Source organism: Streptomyces aureocirculatus, from assembly GCF_000720475.1.
In the GTDB taxonomy this organism is placed as follows: domain Bacteria; phylum Actinomycetota; class Actinomycetes; order Streptomycetales; family Streptomycetaceae; genus Streptomyces; species Streptomyces aureocirculatus.
The window spans coordinates 106,911-125,392 of sequence record NZ_JOAP01000010.1 but is presented as its reverse complement, the minus strand read 5'-3'; the positions used below and the strand labels follow the sequence as shown (position 1 = coordinate 125,392).

The window sequence follows — 18,482 nt, the reverse complement described above, 5'->3', positions numbered from 1 at the left end:
CACGCCGCCCCGGCACACAGTCCCCACGCTGGAGGTACACCCGATGACACCGACGGTCACCGCACCCGAGGACCGCGCGGCCCACTGGGCCGACGAACTGTGGGGCGCGGTGGTGGCCGGCGACGAGCCGTCCGCAGCCCGGACCGCCTTCGCCGCGCTGCGAGCGGGCCTCGACACCGAGACCGTACTCCTGGACGTGATCGGCGCCGTGCAGCGCCGCGTCGGCCAGGAGTGGGCGGACAACCGCATCACCGTCGCCCAGGAGCACGCCGCCACCGCCATCGGCGAACGCGTCGTCGCGGCACTGTCACGACCCGGCGCCCCGCCCGCCGCACCCGTCCCTCCCTCCCCGCGCACCGCCGAGACCCGGACGGCCGCGCCGGAGCCCCCACACGAGGCCGCACCTCCTCGGCGCTCCCCGGCAGCCCCACGGCCGTACCCGGACGGATCGCATCCGCATCTCGACGGATCGACTCCGGACCTCGTCGGATCAGATGGCGGCTCGCGCCCGTTCCCCGACGGCTCGCGCCCGCGCCCCGGCGGGTCGGCCCGGCCGCGCATCACCGTTGCCTGTGTCGACGGTGAGTGGCACGCCTTTCCGGCCCGTCTCCTCGCCGAGGTCCTCTCGCTGCGCGGCTGGCACGTCGACTTCCTGGGCGCCCAGGTCCCCACCGCCCATCTCGTCGCCCATCTGCACCACACCGGCGCGGACGTGGTGGCCCTCTCGGGCTCGCTCGCGACCCGGCTGCCCGCCGCGCACGCGGCGATCTCCGCGTGCAGGGCCGCGGGCGTCCCCGTGCTCGTGGGCGGCGCCGCCTTCGGACCTGGCGGCCGCCACGCCGAGCTGCTCGGCGCCGACCTCTGGGCCGCCGACGCCCGCTCGGCGGCAACCCGGCTCACCGGGGGCCCGCCGCCGCGCCCCGCCGCCCCCTTGGCGGACGAACCGCTCAAGCACCTGCTCGACCAGGAGTACACCCTGGTCAGCCGGGCGTCCGGGCAACTGGTCGGAGCGACCCTGAAGGGCCTCGCGGACCGCTACCCCGCCCTGCGGGAGTACACGGCGCCGCAGCAACAGCACACAGCCGAGGACGTCGCCCACATCGTCGCCTTCCTCGCCGCCGCCCTGTACGTCGACGACTGCGAACTGTTCGCCGCCTTCACCTCCTGGACCAACGCCGTCCTCGCGGCCCGCCACGTACCCACGGAATCCCTGCTGCACGCCCTGCACGTCCTGGGCGCCGAGGTGCGCGACTTCCCGCGCGCCACCACGATGATCCGGCGGGCGGCCGAGCTCCTGCGGGCGGACGGCCCGCGGGAGTGAGGACGCACGGCCGGGGGAGTCAGGACGCCAGGACCGGCACGCCGTCGTACGCCGGAGCCCCACGCACGATGGCGTGCGCCCCTCTAGTCACCGCCGCCCGGACCGAGGATGCTGCGTGCACAGTGCCCGCGACCGGTTCGGGGGAGCGCATGCGCAGTTCCAGGGAAGCCCGGGCGAGCGACAAGGCGTACCGGGTGATCACGTTCGACGCGGAGGGCGGCGAGGGGGACGGGAAGCAGTGCACGCGGATCGTGGCGGACGCACGCGACGCGGGCGTCCGTGACCTCGTGGTCCTCGCGCACACCGGACACAACGACGAGGACACGGCAGCCGAGACGGACGAGCGCTTCCGTGCCCTGTTCGCCGACGTGACCGACGACGAGGCCCTCGGCTTCGTGAGCGTGCACTGGCCGGGCATGCGGTTCCCGCCCGAGCCCCGCCTCTCCGACGCCACCGAGGCCGCCCTCAACCGTATGTTCCCCGGCGCGGAGCAGCTCGTCGCGGACCTGCGCGCCCTCCTGGAGGAGCGGCCGGTCCGCTTCGGCGCCGTGGACGACGTGGGCATGATGCTGCGCCGTCTCGTCGAGGCGCCGCTGCTCTCGGACGTGAACTCCTACGCCCTGGACACGGGCGACAGGTTGTTGCCCCAGTCCGACCCCGCGATGCTCTTCGACAGCGCCATGCACGTCTGTGAAGGGTTCGCCCACGCCCTGGAACAGGCCGGCGAGGAAGCCGAGCGAACCGCCCGGCGGCCGGAGCGGATCGAGCAGCCGAGCACCGGCGCCGAGGCGCCCAAGGTGTCGAGGTCGGGGACTCTGACGGAGTCGGAGTCGGCAGGGCCACGGCCGCCGGACTCCCCGACCGAGTGGCTGGAGCGGTCGGAACCGCTCGGGCCGCGGACCCGGCCCTTCGGCTCGTCCGAGGTGGGTGAAGCCCCCGACCGGCTGTGGGACGGCGCGCACCAGCTCCTGTGCCAGGCCGTGTCGTACGCGATCAGGCGGCGCGCCGGACTGATCGGCGAGAGGGGACTCGCCCCCGCGCTCGGCCGGATCGCGGAAGGGCTGCCGGACACCCGGATCCATCTCGTCGGCCATGGCTCGGGCGCCCGCCTCGTCGCGTACGCGGCCCGGGGCCTGGCGGGCGGCGCGCACCGGGTGGGCTCCCTGACACTGCTCCAGGCCGCCTTCTCGCACTTCGCGTTCGCCGGGCATCAGCCGCAGCAGTTGCGCGGGGGCGGCGTACTCGCGGAGGTGGTGGAGAGTGTCGGCGGGCCGGTGGTGTGCGGCTACTCGCACTACGACCTGGAACTGGGGCTGCTGTTCCCGCTGGCCTCCCGCCTGCTCGGCGAGTCACCGCCAGAGGGGGGCGTCGGCCGGGTCTGGGGGGCGCTCGGGTACGACGGGGCGCAGGGCGTCGAGGGGTGCCCGACGCTCACCCTCGCCGAGGCCCTCGCCGAGGACGCGCTGCCCCGCTCGGGCTGTGTCAACGTCGACACCTCGGACGTCGTCCGCGGTGGGGCGCCGCCCCTGGGGGCGCACGACGACGTGTTCCACCACGAGTTGGCCCGCCTCGTGCTGGCGGCGGGGCGGATCACGGGGGAGGGGCGGACGCCGTCGAAACGGCTATGAGAAAAAGTTTCGGGATCAGCAGGTGTGAGACCGGGAAGCAGGGGCAAACGCGTGTCGAGCCCCCTGTACGTGACACGGGGTGTCGTCAAGAGAAGGGTGGATGGCGTGGCTGCCGCGATGGTGTCCGAGGTCCAGTCGGCGAAGGCAGAGACCTGTGCGGAGGGGGAGCTGCCGCTGATCGAAGCACCGTCGAGCGTCGAGCCGCACAACGCACGTGTCCTTTCGAAGCAGTTCTTCGACCGGCTCGCCGTCCTCGAAGAGGGCACGCACGACTATCAGCACGTACGCAACACCCTGATCGAGATGAACCTCTCCCTCGTCCGCTACGCGGCGTCGCGCTACCGCGGCCGCGGCGACGAGATGGAGGACATTGTCCAGGTCGGCACGATCGGCCTGATCAAGGCCATCGACCGGTTCGACCTGTCCCGCGAGGTCGAGTTCGCCACCTTCGCCGTGCCGTACATCGTGGGTGAGATCAAGCGGTTCTTCCGCGACACCTCCTGGGCCGTGCATGTGCCGCGCCGTCTCCAGGAGGCCCGGATCGAGCTGGCCAAGGCGACCGAGGAGCTGGCGACCCGCCTCGACCGGGACCCGACGACCGCCGAGCTCGCCGAGCTGATGTCGCTGTCCGAGGAGGAGGTCATCGAGGCCCGCAAGGCCTCCAACGGCTACACCTCCGCCTCCCTCAACGCGGCGCTGGCCATGGGCGGCGGCAGCGACGAGGGCGAGGCCGCGCTCGCCGACTTCATCGGGGCGGAGGACGCCGCCTTCGAACTCGTCGAGGACTTCAACAGCCTGGCGCCCCTCATCGGAGAACTCTCCGACCGCGACCGTGAGATCATTCACATGCGGTTCGTCGAGGAGCTGACGCAGGCCGAGATCGGCGAGCAGCTCGGCGTCTCCCAGATGCAGGTGTCCCGCCTCCTGAAGCGCATCCTCGGACGCCTGCGCGCGGGCCTGGTGCCCGCCGGCGCCTGACCGCCCCGCCACCCGCGGGTGCCGCCGACACCCGCACCCTTCTCGCAGCAGGCCCGGACCACACGGTCCGGGCCTGTCGCATGGCGGCCGCAGCCGCCAAGGCTGCCGAGGCCGCCAGAACCGTCATGGCTGTCATGGCCGTCCGTGCCAGTCGAGGCAGACCACCGTCGCGTCGTCCTCGGCCCGCACCTCTCCGCGGTGCCCGGCCAGTTCCCCGAGCACGGCACGCGGCACCTCCGCGGGCGGAAGCAGCCGGGTGCTCGTCAGCGCCCGGGCGAGCTCACGGTCGCTGTAGCGCTCCCCGGCGGGCGAGGTCACGTCGTACACCCCGTCGCTGACGAACAGCAGCCGGTCACCCGGCAGGACCCGGAAGGGCTGCTCGGTGTAGACGGAGTCCTCGAACATGCCGAGCGGCAACTGTGCCTCCAGGCCTGTCACCTGCTCCACCTTGCCCGAGCGCAGCCGCCAGACCTTCGGCGAGCCCGCGTCGATGACCCCGACCGCGCCGGTGGCCAGATCGAAGCGGAGCAGCAGGGCCGAGACGTGCGAGGCGCCCCGGTGCTGCCCGTAGACGGCCTGGTCCGCGAGGCACGCCTGGTCGGCGAGGCCGAGTCCTGCGCGGCGGGCGTTGCGCAGGGCGTGCACCGTCAGGTTGGTGAGCAGCGCCGCCGAGATGCCCTGGCCCATGCCGTTGGAGACGGTGAGGGTGAGGTGGTCGGCCGACGCCGACCAGTCGAAGTTGTCGCCGAAGACGGCGTAGGCGGGCTCCAGGTGGCCGCCGAGATCGTACTCGCGGCGCGAGCAGGAGCGGCCAGGCAGGAGCTGCCACTGCATCTCCGCGGCGAGTGTCAGCCGCTCCACGCGTCTGGCCTGCACATACAGGTCCGTGTCGCGTTCGGCGACGACGATCTCGTGCCCGAGCTCCTCGGCGATCAGCGTGAGTTCGCGCAGCGTCTGCGGCGAGTACGCCTCCGCGGGCAGGGTGACCGAAAGCACACCGAGGCGGTCGCCCCGCACGGTGACCGGCAGATGCACGACGACCGCGCCGGAACCGTCACCGTCTTCGGCATAGGGCTCCTGCGCGCCGAACGCGCGCCCCGGGGCGCTGGCGTGGACGGGAATCCGTTCCGTGGTGTATGGGAGAGCGGGGACCGGTTGGAGTATGGTCATCGAGTAGTCGGCCATCAGGAGTTCGACCTGCGCCGCGGTGAAGTGCTCGGTCAGCGCCTTGCGGGCCGCCTGCGGAAGTTCGTGAGGAGCCGCGCCGCGCAACGCGCGCCCGACTGCCGCGTATCTGTCCACTGCCGACCGCTTTCTCGAGTACGAGGATGAGAGGGAGCAACCCCCTGTCCGGACCACATGGCCCGGCCAGGCCGATACGGAGAGTAAAGACATGGGCGTGAACCCGGCATCCTCGCAGCGGCGTCCCCAGGATGCCGCATCCGCGGCACGTGAGGTGATCGAACTCCTCGAGGTGCTGTGGGAGCGCGGCCGGGACTCCGTCTCGCCCGCCCCCGTCTCGACGTCGCAGCTTCGGGTCCTGTACGTCCTGGAGCGCGAGGACGGCATCAACCTGCGCACGCTCGGTGGCATTCTGGGCGCGGCCCCGTCCTCCGTGAGCCGGTTGTGCGACCGGTTGCAGGCGCTGGGCCTCGTCGAGCGCACCCAGAGCCGGATCAGCCGCCGGGAGCTGACGCTGCACCTCACCGGACCCGGGCGTACGTACCTCGCCGATCTGCGCAGTAGGCGCGAGAAGGCGCTGACGGCCGTGATCGCCGGAATGTCGGGCCCCGCGCGCGCCTGTCTGGTCGAGGGCCTGAGCGATTTCCGGGACTGTGCCGACGAGATGCACACCACGCGGATGCATACATCGTCCGTGACGGGAAATACGGAAGGGCCTGCCCGAACGGCGTGAGGGAACGCGCGGGGCGAGTGTCGTCCGGTGACCCGGCGCATTCACCGTACGCGTATGTCTTCGATCGTCCGTTCCCGTGCCACTCGTAAGTGCCAATGAGTCAGGAGCACTTGCGGACCGCGGGGGCGGTGGGGGCAGGATTGTTGCCGTATGGATACAGTTGCCGAGCGGAAACTGTCGGGTGCCGAACAAGACCCCCGGGCGGCCGCTGGAGGCGCTGCGTGCTTCTCCCGGCGGTCCGGTCCACGGTGACAGTGCAAGGACACGAGGTCTGCTCGGACGGGCCTCCGGATGCGAGAGGTTTGGTCTGTGACTACCAGCGACACCGCGATTACCAGCGACTCCGTCGACTCCGGGGCGCGGGCACGCGTGACCGAAGTGCTGCGTGCGAACGCCGACGCCATCGCGGACCGATGGGTGCAGCTCCAACTGGAACAGGCCCTACTGGGCAGCGACCTGACGGAGAGCGAGCTGCACGAGGAGGCTGACGCACTGGTCGCCGCCCTCGCGGCGGCCCTCGACGGCGACGCGCCCGTGCGCCGCCTCGCATACAGTGACCGGGACCTCAACCGCATCGTGACCGATCTCTCGCTGCGCCGGGCGCGCGGCGGGGCCTCACCGACCGTGACCTCGCTCGCGGTTCTCGCCCTGAAGCAGGTGCTGCTCGAGCACTTGCGCGGCGCCACCCGGGAGAGCGACGAACTGCTCGCCGCCGCCGTTCTGATCAACCAGCTCCTGGACGTCGCGGGCGCGCTCTCCTTCGAGGTGTACGTCGAGGGCCGCGAAGCCATCATTCACCGCCAGAGCCACCAGCTCCTGGAGATGTCCACGCCCGTCGTCCGGCTGTGGCGCCAGGTTCTCGCCGTCCCGCTCATCGGCACCCTGGACACCGCGCGCACGCAGGTCGTGATGGAGAACCTGTTGCAGGCCATCCAGGACGACGAGGCGCTTGTCGCCATCATCGACATCACCGGCGTCCCCACCGTCGACACGGCCGTGGCCCAGCATCTGCTGCAGACCGTCAACGCGGTCCGCCTGATGGGCGCCGACTGCGTCATCAGCGGCATCCGGCCGCCCATCGCGCAGACCATCGCCCAGCTCGGCATCGACCTGTCCACGATCCTGACCCGCGCGACCCTGGCCGACGCCCTCGCCGCCGCCATCAAGATCACCGATGCGCCGGGCCCCGACGGAACGGACGGCCGGTGAACGGACACCCCTCCGCCGGAGTCCCGATCCTGCAGCTCGGGGACGTCCTGATCAGCGGCCTGTTGAACGAGCTCGACGACAAGTCGGCGATGGCGTTCACCGAGGAGCTCACCCAGACCATCAGCTCCACCGGCGCCCGTGGCGTACTGATCGACATTTCCCGCCTGGAGCTGATCGACTCCTTCGTCGCCCGCATGCTGACGCACCTCACCACGACGGCACGGCTGCTCGGCGCCCGCGTCATCGTGGCGGGCATGCGGCCGCCCGTCGCCATCACGCTGGTCGAGCTCGGCATCGAGCTGTCCGGCGTCGAGACGGCCCTCAGCGCCGAACAGGGCCTGACCGCACTCGGCTGGCACAGGGCCGCCCCCACGCGTGCCGGGGAGGCGCGGTGACCGGATCCCACGCGGGCACGACGCGGGCGCCGCAGCGCGCCGACAAGGTCGTGCCTGCGCACCACTCCACCGAATCCAGCACCCACCCGGTGGCCAGCGAGGAGGATCTGCTGAGCATCCGGCACGCGGTACGGGCCGCGACCCTGCACGCCGGCTTCGGCATCGTCGACCAGACCCGCGTCGTCACCGCCGCTAGCGAACTGGCCCGCAACGCCTACGTCCACGGGGGCGGCGGCACCCTCACCCTCGACATCGTCCGCAGGCTCGGCACCACCGGCGTCCGGCTGACCGTCGAGGACGACGGGCCCGGCATCGAGGACATCGAGGAAGCCTTCACCGACGGGTTCACCACCGGAGCAGGACTCGGCCACGGCCTGGGCGGCGCCCGCCGCCTCATGGACGAGTTCACGCTCAGCTCCACCGCCGGGCGTGGCACCGTCGTCACGGCCACACGCTGGAACAACAGGCGCGCCCCATGACCCACGACCCCTCGGGCACCCTCCTCACGGAGCCCACCAGGGCCGTCCCCATCGACCACTTCAGCGCCGTGCACCTCGCAGCCGCCACGGCCCGCACCCTCGCCCGGCGCTGCGGGCTGCCCGGCGCCATGCCGGACCGGGCCGCCGTCGTCGCCTCCGAACTCGCCAGCAACATCGCCAAACACGCGAGCGGCGGCAGCCTCTACTTCCAGCCGCTCACCGCCGGTGAGGGCATCGAGATCCTCGCCGCCGACCGCGGCCCCGGCATGGGCGAGCTGGAGCGCTGTCTGGTCGACGGCTACACCACCACCAACTCGCTCGGCGCGGGCCTCGGCGCCGTCAGCCGCATCGCCACCTCGTTCACCATCCGCACCCGGCAGCACCACGGCACCCTCGTCGGCGCCCGGCTCCTGTCCGATCCCACCGGCGGCGCCGCCGACCGGCCCGTGGGCTCGCTGCGGCTGCCCGCCGAAGGCGAGGAACACTGCGGCGACGCCTCCGCCATCGCAAGGAGCGACCACGGCCTGACCGCCTTCGCCGTCGACGGCCTCGGCCACGGAGCGCAGGCACAGGAAGCCGCCCAGCTCGCCCTGCGCTGCTTCCACCGGACACCCGACGCCGAACTGCCCGCCCTGCTCGGCGCCACGAACCGCGCCCTGCGCCACTCCAGGGGCGCCGCCGTCGGGGTGCTGCGGCTGCACGACGGCGACGTCCTCTACTGCGGTGTGGGCAACGTACGCGCGGTACTGCTGTCCGCCGACGAGGTCGGCAGCCAACTCACCGGCCAGCCGGGCGTCGTCGGCTGGAACATGCCGACGCCGCAGGTCCGCCGCCTCGCCGTACCACCCGGCACCACGGCCGTGCTGCACACCGACGGTGTCGACGCACGGTGGACCCGGGCCCCCGACCCCTTCCTGCTGCGGCTGCCGCCGCCTCTCCTCGCCACCGCCCTCGTCCACGGACACCGCCGCTCCCGCGACGACGCGACCGTCCTCGTCGCCAGACAACCCCTGCAGAGGCCCCGATGATCGCCACCGACCTGCGGACGCTGCCCGCGCTCAGACAGGCCGTGCGTATGCTCGCCGCCGATCACCACATCGACACGGAGGTACGGGCCCGGCTCGCGCTCGCCGCCACCATCGTCGCCGAACCGGCCATCGGCACCGACCGGGCGGTGGCCCTCAGCGCCGGCCGGGAGCAGTGCCCCGACGGGCAGCGGAGCGTGCTCGTCGTCACGCTCGACCGGCCCGACTGCGGCGCCGACGCCCCCGCGGCGGGCGAGCTGCCGCTCGCGGCCCACAGCACCTCGCCGCGCACGGTCACCTGGCGGATCCCCCTGGACCGGAGCGACCGGAGCGACCGGAGCGACCGGTCAGAGCAGGCTGGCCCGTCAGAGCAGACTGACCGGACAGTGCGGACTGACCTGGCCGAGGGGCCCGGCCGGAGGGGTGTCGCGGCCGGTCGTGCGCCGCGGCCCCGCTCCGCGCGAGACGGGCGAACCGTGCAGCTCGGGCAGTCCGCCGCGGGGACGCCGACGGAGCGCTCGGACCCCACGGACGAGGGCGAGACCGGCCTGCTCCTGAAGGAACTCGGCGTCGCCCTCGCGCAGATCGACGCGCTCAAGGCCGAACACCGCCTGCTGAAGCACGAGCTGTCCGAGACCAACAACGGTGTGCTCGCCCTCTACGTCCAGCTCGACGAGCGCGACCAGGAACTGCGCCGCGCCCACGGCCGGGTCCTGCGGGAACTGGAGGACGCGCTGCGGCCGCCGGTCCTCGACGTGCCCGGCGTCGAACTCGGCGTGCACTACGCCCCCGCCGACACCGAGGCCCCCACCGGCGGTGACCTCTACGACTGGTTCATGCTCCCCGACGGCACCGTCCACATCACCGTGGTCGACGCCCTCGGCCATGGCGTCCGCAGTACCCGCAGCGCCCTGACCGTGACCCATGCCGTGCGTACCCTCGCCCTGGAGGGCCACGCGCTCGGGTCGATCGTGGCCCGCGCGAACGCGGCCCTCACACCGTTCGACCCGGACATCATGGCGACCGTCCTGCTGGCCCGCGTCGACCCCGCGACCGGCGACGTCCACCTCGCCAACGGCAGCCACCCGCCGGCACTGCTCGTCCGCCGCGACGGCGACGCCGCGTTCCTCGACACCCCGGGCCGGGGCATCGGTTTCCCCCTGCCGGGCAGCGAGGAGGTCCGCAGGGCCCGCCTCGCCCCGGGTGACCTCCTGCTGCTGTACACCGACGGCCTCACCGAGAGCCGCAGGGACCCCCTGGAGGGCGAGGCAAGGCTCACGGCGGCCGCGCGCCGGCACGCGGGGCTGTCCGCGACCCGGCTGACCGGGGAGATCGCCAAGGAGATGCACGCGGTGATATTGCACGCCGACGACACCCTGGCCCTCGCGGTACGGAGGACCGGCCCGGCCGAGGGCGTCGGCACTGCACGGCACGGCACATCAGGATAGAAATGAATAGACGGGAATAGACAGGATAGATACGCGCATACGGGAAACCCGGTGCCGCAGAGGGTTCGCGACCGATCTGCTCCCGGGAGAGTTCGGCAGTGAGCTCCCCCTCTGTTCCCGCGGTCGCCCGCGGGAACAGAGGTAAAACCACGTACCCCGAGGGCTGAAGGGGGCTTCAGCTCTGTGGGGACGCACAGGGCTCCTGACGGGCGAGGCTCTCCTGAAGCGCCCGGCGCACGTCGTCGGTCAGCTCGCCGTCGCAGGTCCACTCGACGACCTGCTCGGCGATGAGCCGGAGCTTGATGTTCGTGTGCTGGGAGACTTCCGTCAGCACGTCCCACGCCTGTTCGGGGCGGATGTTGGAGATCGCGGCGAGCGCGCCGATGGCCTGGTCGACGGTGGCATGGGCGCGCACCGCGTGCTTGAGCTGGCCGACTTCCGTACGGAGTTCGGCTATCTCCTGCTCCTTGGCCGCCACTTCACCTTCGGCCGCAGGCCGGCCTGCACCTTCGGCCGCCGTCACGCCCTCGGCGGCCGGTCTCCGTGTCTCGGGGTCCGAGCGCTGGTCAACCACGACGGACGGGTGTTTCGGCGAGGGTGTCCACGATGTCGAACACCGAGTCGGTGTGGGTCAGTCGCAGCAGGTGCAGCACGTTCTCGGAGGGCCGGGCGAGGACGAGACGGGCACCCGACAGGGAGGCCTGTTCACGCAGTCTCAGCAGCGCGTTGAGACCGCTGGAGTCGCAGAACGTAATGTCCTGGCAGTCGAGGACGACGGTCCGCCCGCCGGTTTCGAGCCCGCTGCCCGCGGTTTCGGTGAGCAGGGGTACGCCTTCGAGGTCCAGCTCACCCTTGAGGCGCCATACGCTTCGCGTCGCCTCTGGATCCGGGCCGACGGCGACGACCGAGAAGTGACCATCCATACGCGCACTCCCTCTGGGCGGCCATCGCCCGACTCGGCCTGTCCGTGCTGCATGGGACGACACCTGCCCCGTACCGCGATTTTTACCTGCGTTCCACGGGCGCGGGCGTGTCGGCTTCGTCACAGACCGACGCCTCCAGGGGGTGTCGGCGTCTCTCCGGGCTGCCGCGTCTCTTCGGGCTCCGCGTCTCTCCGGGTCGGGTGTCTCTCCGGGCTGGGCTGTCTGCGTACGGGGCCTTCACAGGCGGCTGCCGACGCAGGGGCGTGGGACGGTCGCCCGGACGCTCTTGCCGCCGGGGCGCCGCAGCACCTCCACACCGCCCGTGAGGCTGCGCACCAGGTGCATGCCGAACCCGCCGGGCCGCCCGGGGTCGAGCGGCTGCTCCCGGGGTGGCCGGTCCTCGGCGTCCCGCACCGACACGGTGAGGCCGCGTGTGTCATGGCTGAGGCGGAACGCGGTCACACCGCGGCCGTGCCGCAGCGCGTTGGTCACCAACTCCGACACGACGAGCAGCACCGCCTCGCGCTGCTTCTCGTCTCCGTATCCGACGACTGCCATGAAGTCTTCCGCCATCGCACGGGCCTGGGCCGCCGACGTCGGTCCCTGCTGCTTCCATTCGCGGAACACCCGCTGCTCCTCTGGGGGATGCACCATGGCAATCTCCCGTCGCTTTGAGGCTCTTGGACATCGATTCGCCTGCCCCGAACGGCGACCTGTACGCGGGTGCCACCCGAGTGGCACCGCCCGCCTCCCGGCAGCAAGCCCCTGACCAGGCAGGGAAGCCACCCTACGGTTCGAAGTCGCGGAGTCGGCGGGGGCCGCCGGTGCCGGCGCGGTGGGCCGTGTACGGCAGTGGCGGGACCGCTAAAGCAGTGGCAGGACCGGGCCCGCGTGGACGAACATGGCACGCATGAGTGATCACCCCGCGCGATGGACCCAGGCGACCGTTCACCCCGACATGTGGGCGGACCCGGACGACGACCCCCGTGACATTGACGGTGCCGGTCCGGACGGCGAGCTCGCGACGCTGCTCGACTTCCTCGATGGCTACCGCCTCACCCTGCTGATGAAGTGCGAGGGCCTGGACGCGGAGCAACTGGCCCGTCGGTCGGTCCCGCCGTCGACGATGTCGCTGCTCGGCCTGGTACGGCACCTCGTCGAGGTGGAGCGGGACTGGCGCAACTGGATCCACGAGGGCGACCCGGAGCCGAAGCTGTACGGCCCGAAGGACGCGGACTTCCACGGGGCGGTCGGCGATCAGGCCGTGGTCGACGCCGCGTACGCCGATCTGGCGCGCGAGCAGGCCGCGACCGACGCCGCGCTGGCCGAGCACCCGGACCTGGGCCAGAGACTGGGGAAGGACAGGACCTCGGTCCGGGAGCTCATGGTGCACAGGATCGAGGAGTACGCCCGGCACTGCGGGCACGCCGATCTGCTGCGCGAGTGTGTCGACGGACGAGTGGGCCAGTGACGGAGGCCGGGGCCGCCGTGCTCCGGCCCGCCGCTGGGGGTGGCGGGCCGGAGCTGACCGGGGTGGAGACGGGTTCAGGTTCAGGAGTGCGGTCCTGCGGTGGGCCCTGTGGTCAGTTCCAGGGGCTGGCCGGCTGATCGTTCATCGCCGTCGGGTGCCGCGGATCGGATTGGTCGCGGCGACGCTCCCGCGGGCCCAGCCGGCGTAGAAGCCCCTTCAGTGCCCCTTTCGCGACGGTCAGCGGGCGCCGAAGTTCTGTGTCCACCACGGGCCACCGGAGCCACGCTCGATGCCCACGCCCAGCTCCTTGAACGAGCAGTTGAGGATGTTCGCGCGGTGGCCCTCGCTGTTCATCCAGGAGGTCATGACGGAGGAGGCGCCCTGCTGGCCGCGGGCGATGTTCTCGCCGTAGGTGCTCCACCGGTAACCGGCGGCCGTGATGCGCTTGCCCGGGTCGGTGCCGTCGGGGGAGGTGTGGTCGAAGTAGTTGCGCGCCTTCATGTCCGCGGAGTGCCGCTGGGCGGCCGTGGCGAGTTTGCTGTTGTAGGTGAGCGGGCGGCACCCGGCCTTCTGGCGTTCGTCGTTGACGAGCCGCAGGACCTGCTGTGCGGTCGATCCTGAAGGTGCCTGCGGCGTCGGTATGGCGCTCGGGCGGCGCGTCTTCGGGGGCGCGGGGGGCGGCTTCGGCTTCTTGGACCCGGCCTTGGCCGTGCTCCGCGGCTTCCGCTCCGCCTTGGCCGACTTCTCCGGCTCGGCGGACTTCGCCTTTGTCTTTTTCTTCGTCTTCGACGGGGACGCGGAGGGGGACCGCTTCGCCTCGGGCGTGTGCGACGGCTCCGTGTCGGCCGGGGTGGGCTCGTCCGTCCTCATGGCGGCGGCCGTGCTCTTGTCCGGGGATTCGGAGTCGTCCGTGCCGAGCTGCATGACGGCGGTGAGGGTGGCTATCGCCGCGATGCCGGCGCCGGCCGCGACCGCCTGCTTGCGGCGTCGCGAGGTGCGCCGCCCCTGCCGCAGCTCGGCACGCGAACCGCGGGAGCCGGAGGCGGGCGGGGAGATGGCCGTGACGTCGTCGGGCGTCCAGTGGTGCTGGGTGGCCTGCGGGTCCATCGGATCCGGTGAGTTCATGGTGTGGGGGATTGCCTCGGTGTCGTCGGTCGGGTGGCCGTACTGCGGTTGTCGGATGTGCTGGAAGCGGTCTGTGTGCTGCAGATGGCCCGAGTGCTGGGCGGGCTCGGCGTGCTGGACGGGTTGCGCGTGGGCTGTCGGGGCGGTCACGGCCGGGTCGGTCATGTGGAAGCTGCCCGCCGCCAGCGGCGGTACGAGTGCGAGGCCCGCCAACAGTCCCTCGGCAGGAGTGAGGCGCGCGCCGTGCCCCGTACACGCGCCGCACGCGCGGGTGTGCCGCGCGAGCCGCTTGCGCCACAGCGCGGAAGGCCCGCCGTCCCAGGACGCGGTCAGGTCCACGAGGCCGGGGCAGCGCGGTGTCGTCGCGAGGGCGCGCACCACGGTTCGGGCCGACACCAGTTGGGCCTTCATGCGCTGGACGCGTACGGCCGTGTGCTCCGCGGTGAGGCCGAGGGCCTCGGCGATCTCGGTCCGGGAGAGTTCCCCTGCGGCCTCCAGCCACCACAGGGCGAGCAGCTCCCGGTAGTCGTCGTCCATCCAGCGGGTCGCCTGTGCGACCTCCTTGCGCTCGCCGGACAGGCCGAGCCGCAGGATGGTGACGCCGGTGAAGTCGCTGCCGGGGTCGGGCACCTCGTACGCGTCCTGAAGGCCGCTGTCCACCGGCGTGGGCTGCTGGTGGCGGCGGGTCTCGTTCATCGCGATGGCCACGAGCCAGGACCGGAACGACGCGGGATCCCGCAGACCCGGGAGCCCGCGGAGCATCCGCACCATGACTTCCTGCACGGTGTCGTCGACGTCGGCGTGACCACCGAGGGCACGGCCCACGATGTTGTACACGAGCGGCAGGAAGGAGGCGGCGAGGTCGTGCTGCGCCTGTGCGTCTCCCGTTCGCGCGGCAGCGACCAGAGCGGTCAGCTCGGCGCCCTCGACCTGCTCGCGCTTGCGCCGGTCGTGCTCCACAACGCATCTCCTGTCCTGGTGTCCGTGTGACCCCTGCTGTTTGGGAGATCCTGCGCGCCGCGGCGGGATAACAGAAACCTCGACGATGACATTGAGAGCCGGGTCACGTTTTCCGTTGATCCTCTGGGGGGCTGTCCCCACCGTGGGACTCGGGGCAGCCGGATGGGCGCACGGCACCGCGTGCGCCATCGTGGACGCGGGTCAGGACACCGACCCGGTCCGACCTCCGACCAGGTACGGACACTGGTGACGAAAGGCAGCACATGAGAATGGCGACGGCCGTGGTGACGGCTCTGACACTCACGGCGGGGGCGGCCCTCGCCGCGGGGGCGGCGACAGCGGCGACTCCCGCGGAGGTGTCACCGGCAGCGCGTGCGGCGGAGTCGGGAATCCACGGTTTATGGCGTGTGGACGGATACGGCACGGTGTGGTCGGTTCGTCAGGGAACGTTGCAGGAGTACCAGACCACGTCGGGGAGCTGTATGAAGGGCGGGACGGCGCGGCGGACGGGCCCCGGCCGGTACATCGCGGACGGCTCCGTGCTCACGCTGCGGGCGGCGCGCGGGCGCGACCGGGCGACGCTGCGCACGGACAGCTCCGTCGGCCACCAGGAGCTGCGGCGCATCGACAAGCTCCCCGCCGCCTGCACCCGTCCGGCCCCGCGGGGCCCCGTGGCCTCCTTCGACGTCTTCTGGCAGTCGTTCGAGGAGAACTACCCGTTCTTCGCCGCCCGGGGCATCGACTGGCACGCCATGCGCGACCGGTACCGGCCCAAGGTGCACGCCGATACCACCCGCGATGAACTGTTCGCGGTCTTCTCCGAGATGGTCGAGCCGCTCAAGGACGCACACGTCATGGTGCAGGACGGCGACCGGCGCTTCGCCAGGACCCGGCCGGGGACCATGGTGCCCTCGCCCGCGTTGAACGCCCGGGTGAAGAAGCTGGTCCTCAAACGCGACCTGAAGGGCGCCAAGAACGTACAGGACTTCGCCAAGGGGCGGATCACCTACGCCGACCTGCCCGGCGGCCAGGGATATCTGCGGGTCTCCGGATTCAGCGGGTACGCGAGCCGCACCGCCCCCTTCAGCGCACACCGCGCCGAGCTCGACCGGGCCCTCGACGCCGTCTTCACCAAGGAGCGCACCCGGCGCCTGCACGGACTGGTCATCGACCTGCGGATCAACGGCGGCGGCTCCGACGTCCTCGGGCTGCGCATCGCGGGGCGCCTCACCGACACCGGCTATGTCGCGTACTCCAAGCGGGCCCGCAACGACCCCGCCGACCCCACCAGGCACACCCGCCCGCAGCCCGCACGCGTCACACCCGCCCACGGACCCCGCTACACCGGTCCCGTCGCCGTTCTCACCGGCGGCTCAACGGTGAGCGCGGGGGAGACGTTCACCCAGTCACTGATCGACAGGCCCGGCACGACCGTGCGCATCGGACAGCACACACAGGGCGTTTTCTCCGACGTCCTGGTGCGCAAGCTGCCCAACGGCATGGCGGCGTGGCTGCCGAACGAGGAGTTCCTGACCCGGTCGGGAACCACCTTCGACGGACCGGGAATCCCCCCGCACCTGAGCGAACCCGTCTTCACGAAGGAGGAGTTCAAGCACCGGAGGGACTCGGCCTTCGACCGGGCCCTGCGGGTCCTGGGACGCGAGCGGTCGTCCGCCGGAGACGGCGAGGGGTAATCCCGTTGGCGACGGCGTGGCCGGACCCGTACCTTCGCTTGCATGACGCGAACCCCAAAAGCCCCTGTGCATCGGGGTGACGCTCCCGAACTCCCAACGGAACTGCCGGGGCTCGTGCTGCGTGAGCTGACGGTGGCGGACGCCGACGCGTACTACGCGCTCCTCGACCGCAACCGGCAGCACCTGAGCCGCCTCGGCGACTACCAGGAGGAGAGCCGTGCGACCCCGCAGTGGGTGCGCGCGCACCTGTCGGACGAGCCCGCCCCCAGCCTCCGGTACGGAATCCGCCTCGACGGGGCGCTGATCGGCCGGGCCGACCTGATCGCCGTCGACCCGCCGCGCTACGGCACTGGGTACTGGCTCGACGAGGCCCACACGGGCGCGGGCCGCGCCGGCGCCGCGTGCGCCGCCCTGTACGCGTACGCGGCGCGCGAGCTCGGGGCGACGGACGTCTACGCGGGCGTCACGCGCGGCAACGACAGGAGCGTCGCCCTGCTCACCCGCCTCGGCTTCGCGCCTGTGGCCGAGTTCGCGGACTACACCCGCTTCCACCTGGACCTGCGGACGGAGCGGTAGCGCGCACAGCGCAGAGCGCGGAACGGAGCGGTAGCGCGAACCGCGCAACCAAAAAAGGGCGGCGGGTCCCCACGCGTAGCAGGGACCCGCCGTGCGCGCCGTCTCACACCTTGGCCTCCGCCACCTCCGCGGTCGTCGTCCAGCGGATCCGGGCCGCGCAGACGGACACCAGCGCCACCGAGACCGCCACCGCCGCCATGCCCCAGACCAGGCTGCTCCCTGCGGCGATGAAGCCGATCACCGGGGGACCGGCGAGGAGGCCCGTGGTGCCCATGGCCGCGACGAGCGCGAGGGCCCCCGAGCCCTGCCGCGCCGCCGCCACGTACACGCACGGAGTCACGGCCGCGATGCCGAGACCCATGCAGGCGAACCCGATCAGGGCGGGCACGACACCCCCCGCGAGGAGAGCGAACGCGAGGCCCGCCGCGGCCAGGAGGCTGCCCACGCGCACGACGCGGGCGTCGCCCCAGCGGGTGCGCCAGCCGTCGGCGAAGAGCCGGGCGAGGACCATCATGACCGACACGACGGCGATGCCCAGGGGCGCGAGGCGCGCCGACGCGTCGGCGACCTCCTTCATGTACAGCGCCGACCAGTCGTTCATGGCGCCCTCCGCGACGGTGCCGAAGACCATCGCGCCGCCCATCCACAAGGTGACCCGGGAGGGGATGGACCAGGTGCGCCGCTTCTTCGCCGCCGCCTCGCCCGCGGCTTCGTCGGTGGCGTCTTCGGTGGCTACGCCCGCGGACTGCCCGGCGGGCCGCTCCTCGGGGAGCAACGAGGGCTGTGCGTACAGCGTGAGGAGGATGACGAGCACGGTGGCGACGCCGAAGTGCAGCGCCACCGAATGGCTGAGCGCGCTCATCCCGGAGGCGAGCAGGGCCGCCCCCAGCGATCCGGCGCTGAACGTGGCGTGCAACTGCGACATTGCGGTGCGCCTGTACCGGGACTCAAGGGCGGCGCCCTGCGCGTTCATGGCCACGTTCAGACATCCGACGCCCAGGCCGTCGGCGCACATGACGGCAAGCGCCACCGGATAGTTGGGCGCGGCGGCCAGGGCGAGCAGGAGCACCCCTAGGAACAGGGCCGACAGGAGCGCGAGGCGCTGTGAGCCCCAGCGTCTGCTGAGCGCGGCGACCAGCGGGAAGGAGGCCGCCGCGCCCACGCCGCAGGCCATCAGGAGCAGCCCGAGCTCGGCCTCGGAGAGGTCGAGCTTGGACTTGAGCGCGGGCAGCCGCGCCGCCCACGTCGCGTACTGGAAACCCAGGACGCAGAACAGCGCCGCGATGGCCAGTTGTGCGCGGCGGAACTCATCGCGAACGAGCAACATGTTCATCA

Annotated in this window: 18 protein-coding genes; 12 read left to right on the top strand and 6 right to left on the bottom strand. The window is 72.0% G+C overall.

Annotated elements, in window-relative coordinates:
* Positions 1–43: 43 nt before the first annotated feature.
* From IG78_RS45645 to IG78_RS0112045, 3 genes are all read left to right on the top strand, one after another.
* A complete protein-coding gene (locus tag IG78_RS45645; RefSeq protein ID WP_051852556.1) occupies positions 44–1,321 on the top strand; it encodes a cobalamin B12-binding domain-containing protein in 1,278 nt (425 codons plus the stop codon).
* Positions 1,322–1,470: 149 nt separating this feature from the next.
* Complete coding sequence (locus tag IG78_RS0112050; RefSeq protein WP_051915527.1) at positions 1,471–2,949, top strand: hypothetical protein; 1,479 nt, start codon at positions 1,471–1,473, stop codon at positions 2,947–2,949.
* Between the two features lie 117 nt (positions 2,950–3,066).
* Entirely contained in the window at positions 3,067–3,927 is an 861-nt protein-coding gene (locus IG78_RS0112045) for an RNA polymerase sigma factor SigF (protein ID WP_030562077.1), read from the top strand.
* Between the two features lie 132 nt (positions 3,928–4,059).
* On the opposite strand, the gene IG78_RS0112040 is transcribed toward IG78_RS0112045, so the two are convergent.
* On the bottom strand, positions 4,060–5,229 hold the full coding sequence (locus tag IG78_RS0112040) for a PP2C family protein-serine/threonine phosphatase (protein ID WP_030562076.1): 1,170 nt from the start codon (positions 5,227–5,229) through the stop codon (positions 4,060–4,062).
* Between the two features lie 91 nt (positions 5,230–5,320).
* Between IG78_RS0112040 and IG78_RS0112035 the strand changes: the two genes are divergently transcribed.
* The 6 genes from IG78_RS0112035 to IG78_RS0112010 all read left to right on the top strand — a co-directional run bounded on the left by IG78_RS0112035 (position 5,321) and on the right by IG78_RS0112010 (position 10,398).
* Positions 5,321–5,842 (top strand): MarR family winged helix-turn-helix transcriptional regulator, encoded by a 522-nt coding sequence (locus IG78_RS0112035; protein ID WP_078964900.1) that lies wholly within the window; start codon positions 5,321–5,323, stop codon positions 5,840–5,842.
* 309 nt (positions 5,843–6,151) lie between these two features.
* Positions 6,152–7,051 (top strand): STAS domain-containing protein, encoded by a 900-nt coding sequence (locus IG78_RS0112030; RefSeq protein WP_430739009.1) that lies wholly within the window; start codon positions 6,152–6,154, stop codon positions 7,049–7,051.
* Positions 7,048–7,446, top strand: a complete 399-nt coding sequence (locus IG78_RS47925; protein ID WP_030562070.1) for an STAS domain-containing protein — start codon at positions 7,048–7,050, stop codon at positions 7,444–7,446. The genes IG78_RS0112030 and IG78_RS47925 overlap by 4 nt, the downstream gene beginning before the upstream one ends.
* Positions 7,443–7,925, top strand: coding sequence for an anti-sigma regulatory factor (locus tag IG78_RS47920; protein ID WP_199813236.1), 483 nt, complete (start codon positions 7,443–7,445; stop codon positions 7,923–7,925). Before IG78_RS47925 ends, IG78_RS47920 begins: the two co-directional genes overlap by 4 nt.
* Positions 7,922–8,953 (top strand): SpoIIE family protein phosphatase, encoded by a 1,032-nt coding sequence (locus tag IG78_RS0112015; RefSeq protein ID WP_030562066.1) that lies wholly within the window; start codon positions 7,922–7,924, stop codon positions 8,951–8,953. Before IG78_RS47920 ends, IG78_RS0112015 begins: the two co-directional genes overlap by 4 nt.
* On the top strand, positions 8,950–10,398 hold the full coding sequence (locus IG78_RS0112010; RefSeq protein WP_030562064.1) for a PP2C family protein-serine/threonine phosphatase: 1,449 nt from the start codon (positions 8,950–8,952) through the stop codon (positions 10,396–10,398). The genes IG78_RS0112015 and IG78_RS0112010 overlap by 4 nt, the downstream gene beginning before the upstream one ends.
* Before the next feature lie 175 nt (positions 10,399–10,573).
* Here IG78_RS0112010 and IG78_RS0112005 read toward each other — a convergent pair whose 3' ends face one another.
* From IG78_RS0112005 to IG78_RS0111995, 3 genes are all read right to left on the bottom strand, one after another.
* Positions 10,574–10,876 carry an ANTAR domain-containing protein gene (locus IG78_RS0112005; RefSeq protein WP_030562062.1) on the bottom strand — a complete coding sequence of 101 codons (303 nt, stop codon included), beginning with the start codon at positions 10,874–10,876 and terminating at the stop codon, positions 10,574–10,576.
* An 88-nt stretch (positions 10,877–10,964) separates the two neighbouring features.
* Positions 10,965–11,321 (bottom strand): STAS domain-containing protein, encoded by a 357-nt coding sequence (locus tag IG78_RS41995; protein WP_051852554.1) that lies wholly within the window; start codon positions 11,319–11,321, stop codon positions 10,965–10,967.
* A 237-nt stretch (positions 11,322–11,558) separates the two neighbouring features.
* Positions 11,559–11,975, bottom strand: a complete 417-nt coding sequence (locus IG78_RS0111995; protein WP_063760737.1) for an ATP-binding protein — start codon at positions 11,973–11,975, stop codon at positions 11,559–11,561.
* A gap of 247 nt (positions 11,976–12,222) precedes the next feature.
* Here IG78_RS0111995 and IG78_RS0111990 point away from each other — a divergent pair, with 247 nt between their 5' ends.
* Positions 12,223–12,792, top strand: coding sequence for a DinB family protein (locus tag IG78_RS0111990; protein WP_078964906.1), 570 nt, complete (start codon positions 12,223–12,225; stop codon positions 12,790–12,792).
* A 237-nt stretch (positions 12,793–13,029) separates the two neighbouring features.
* Here the strand turns inward: IG78_RS0111990 and IG78_RS0111985 are convergent, their stop codons facing one another.
* A complete protein-coding gene (locus IG78_RS0111985) occupies positions 13,030–14,877 on the bottom strand; it encodes a sigma-70 family RNA polymerase sigma factor (RefSeq protein ID WP_225882009.1) in 1,848 nt (615 codons plus the stop codon).
* A gap of 263 nt (positions 14,878–15,140) precedes the next feature.
* On the opposite strand from IG78_RS0111985, the gene IG78_RS0111980 reads away from it, so the two are divergent.
* Entirely contained in the window at positions 15,141–16,571 is a 1,431-nt protein-coding gene (locus IG78_RS0111980) for a S41 family peptidase (RefSeq protein ID WP_030562052.1), read from the top strand.
* A 42-nt stretch (positions 16,572–16,613) separates the two neighbouring features.
* Positions 16,614–17,147 carry a GNAT family N-acetyltransferase gene (locus tag IG78_RS0111975; RefSeq protein WP_030562050.1) on the top strand — a complete coding sequence of 178 codons (534 nt, stop codon included), beginning with the start codon at positions 16,614–16,616 and terminating at the stop codon, positions 17,145–17,147.
* Between the two features lie 103 nt (positions 17,148–17,250).
* Here the strand turns inward: IG78_RS0111975 and IG78_RS0111970 are convergent, their stop codons facing one another.
* Positions 17,251–18,474, bottom strand: a complete 1,224-nt coding sequence (locus tag IG78_RS0111970) for an MFS transporter (RefSeq protein WP_030562048.1) — start codon at positions 18,472–18,474, stop codon at positions 17,251–17,253.
* Positions 18,475–18,482 lie beyond the last annotated feature (8 nt).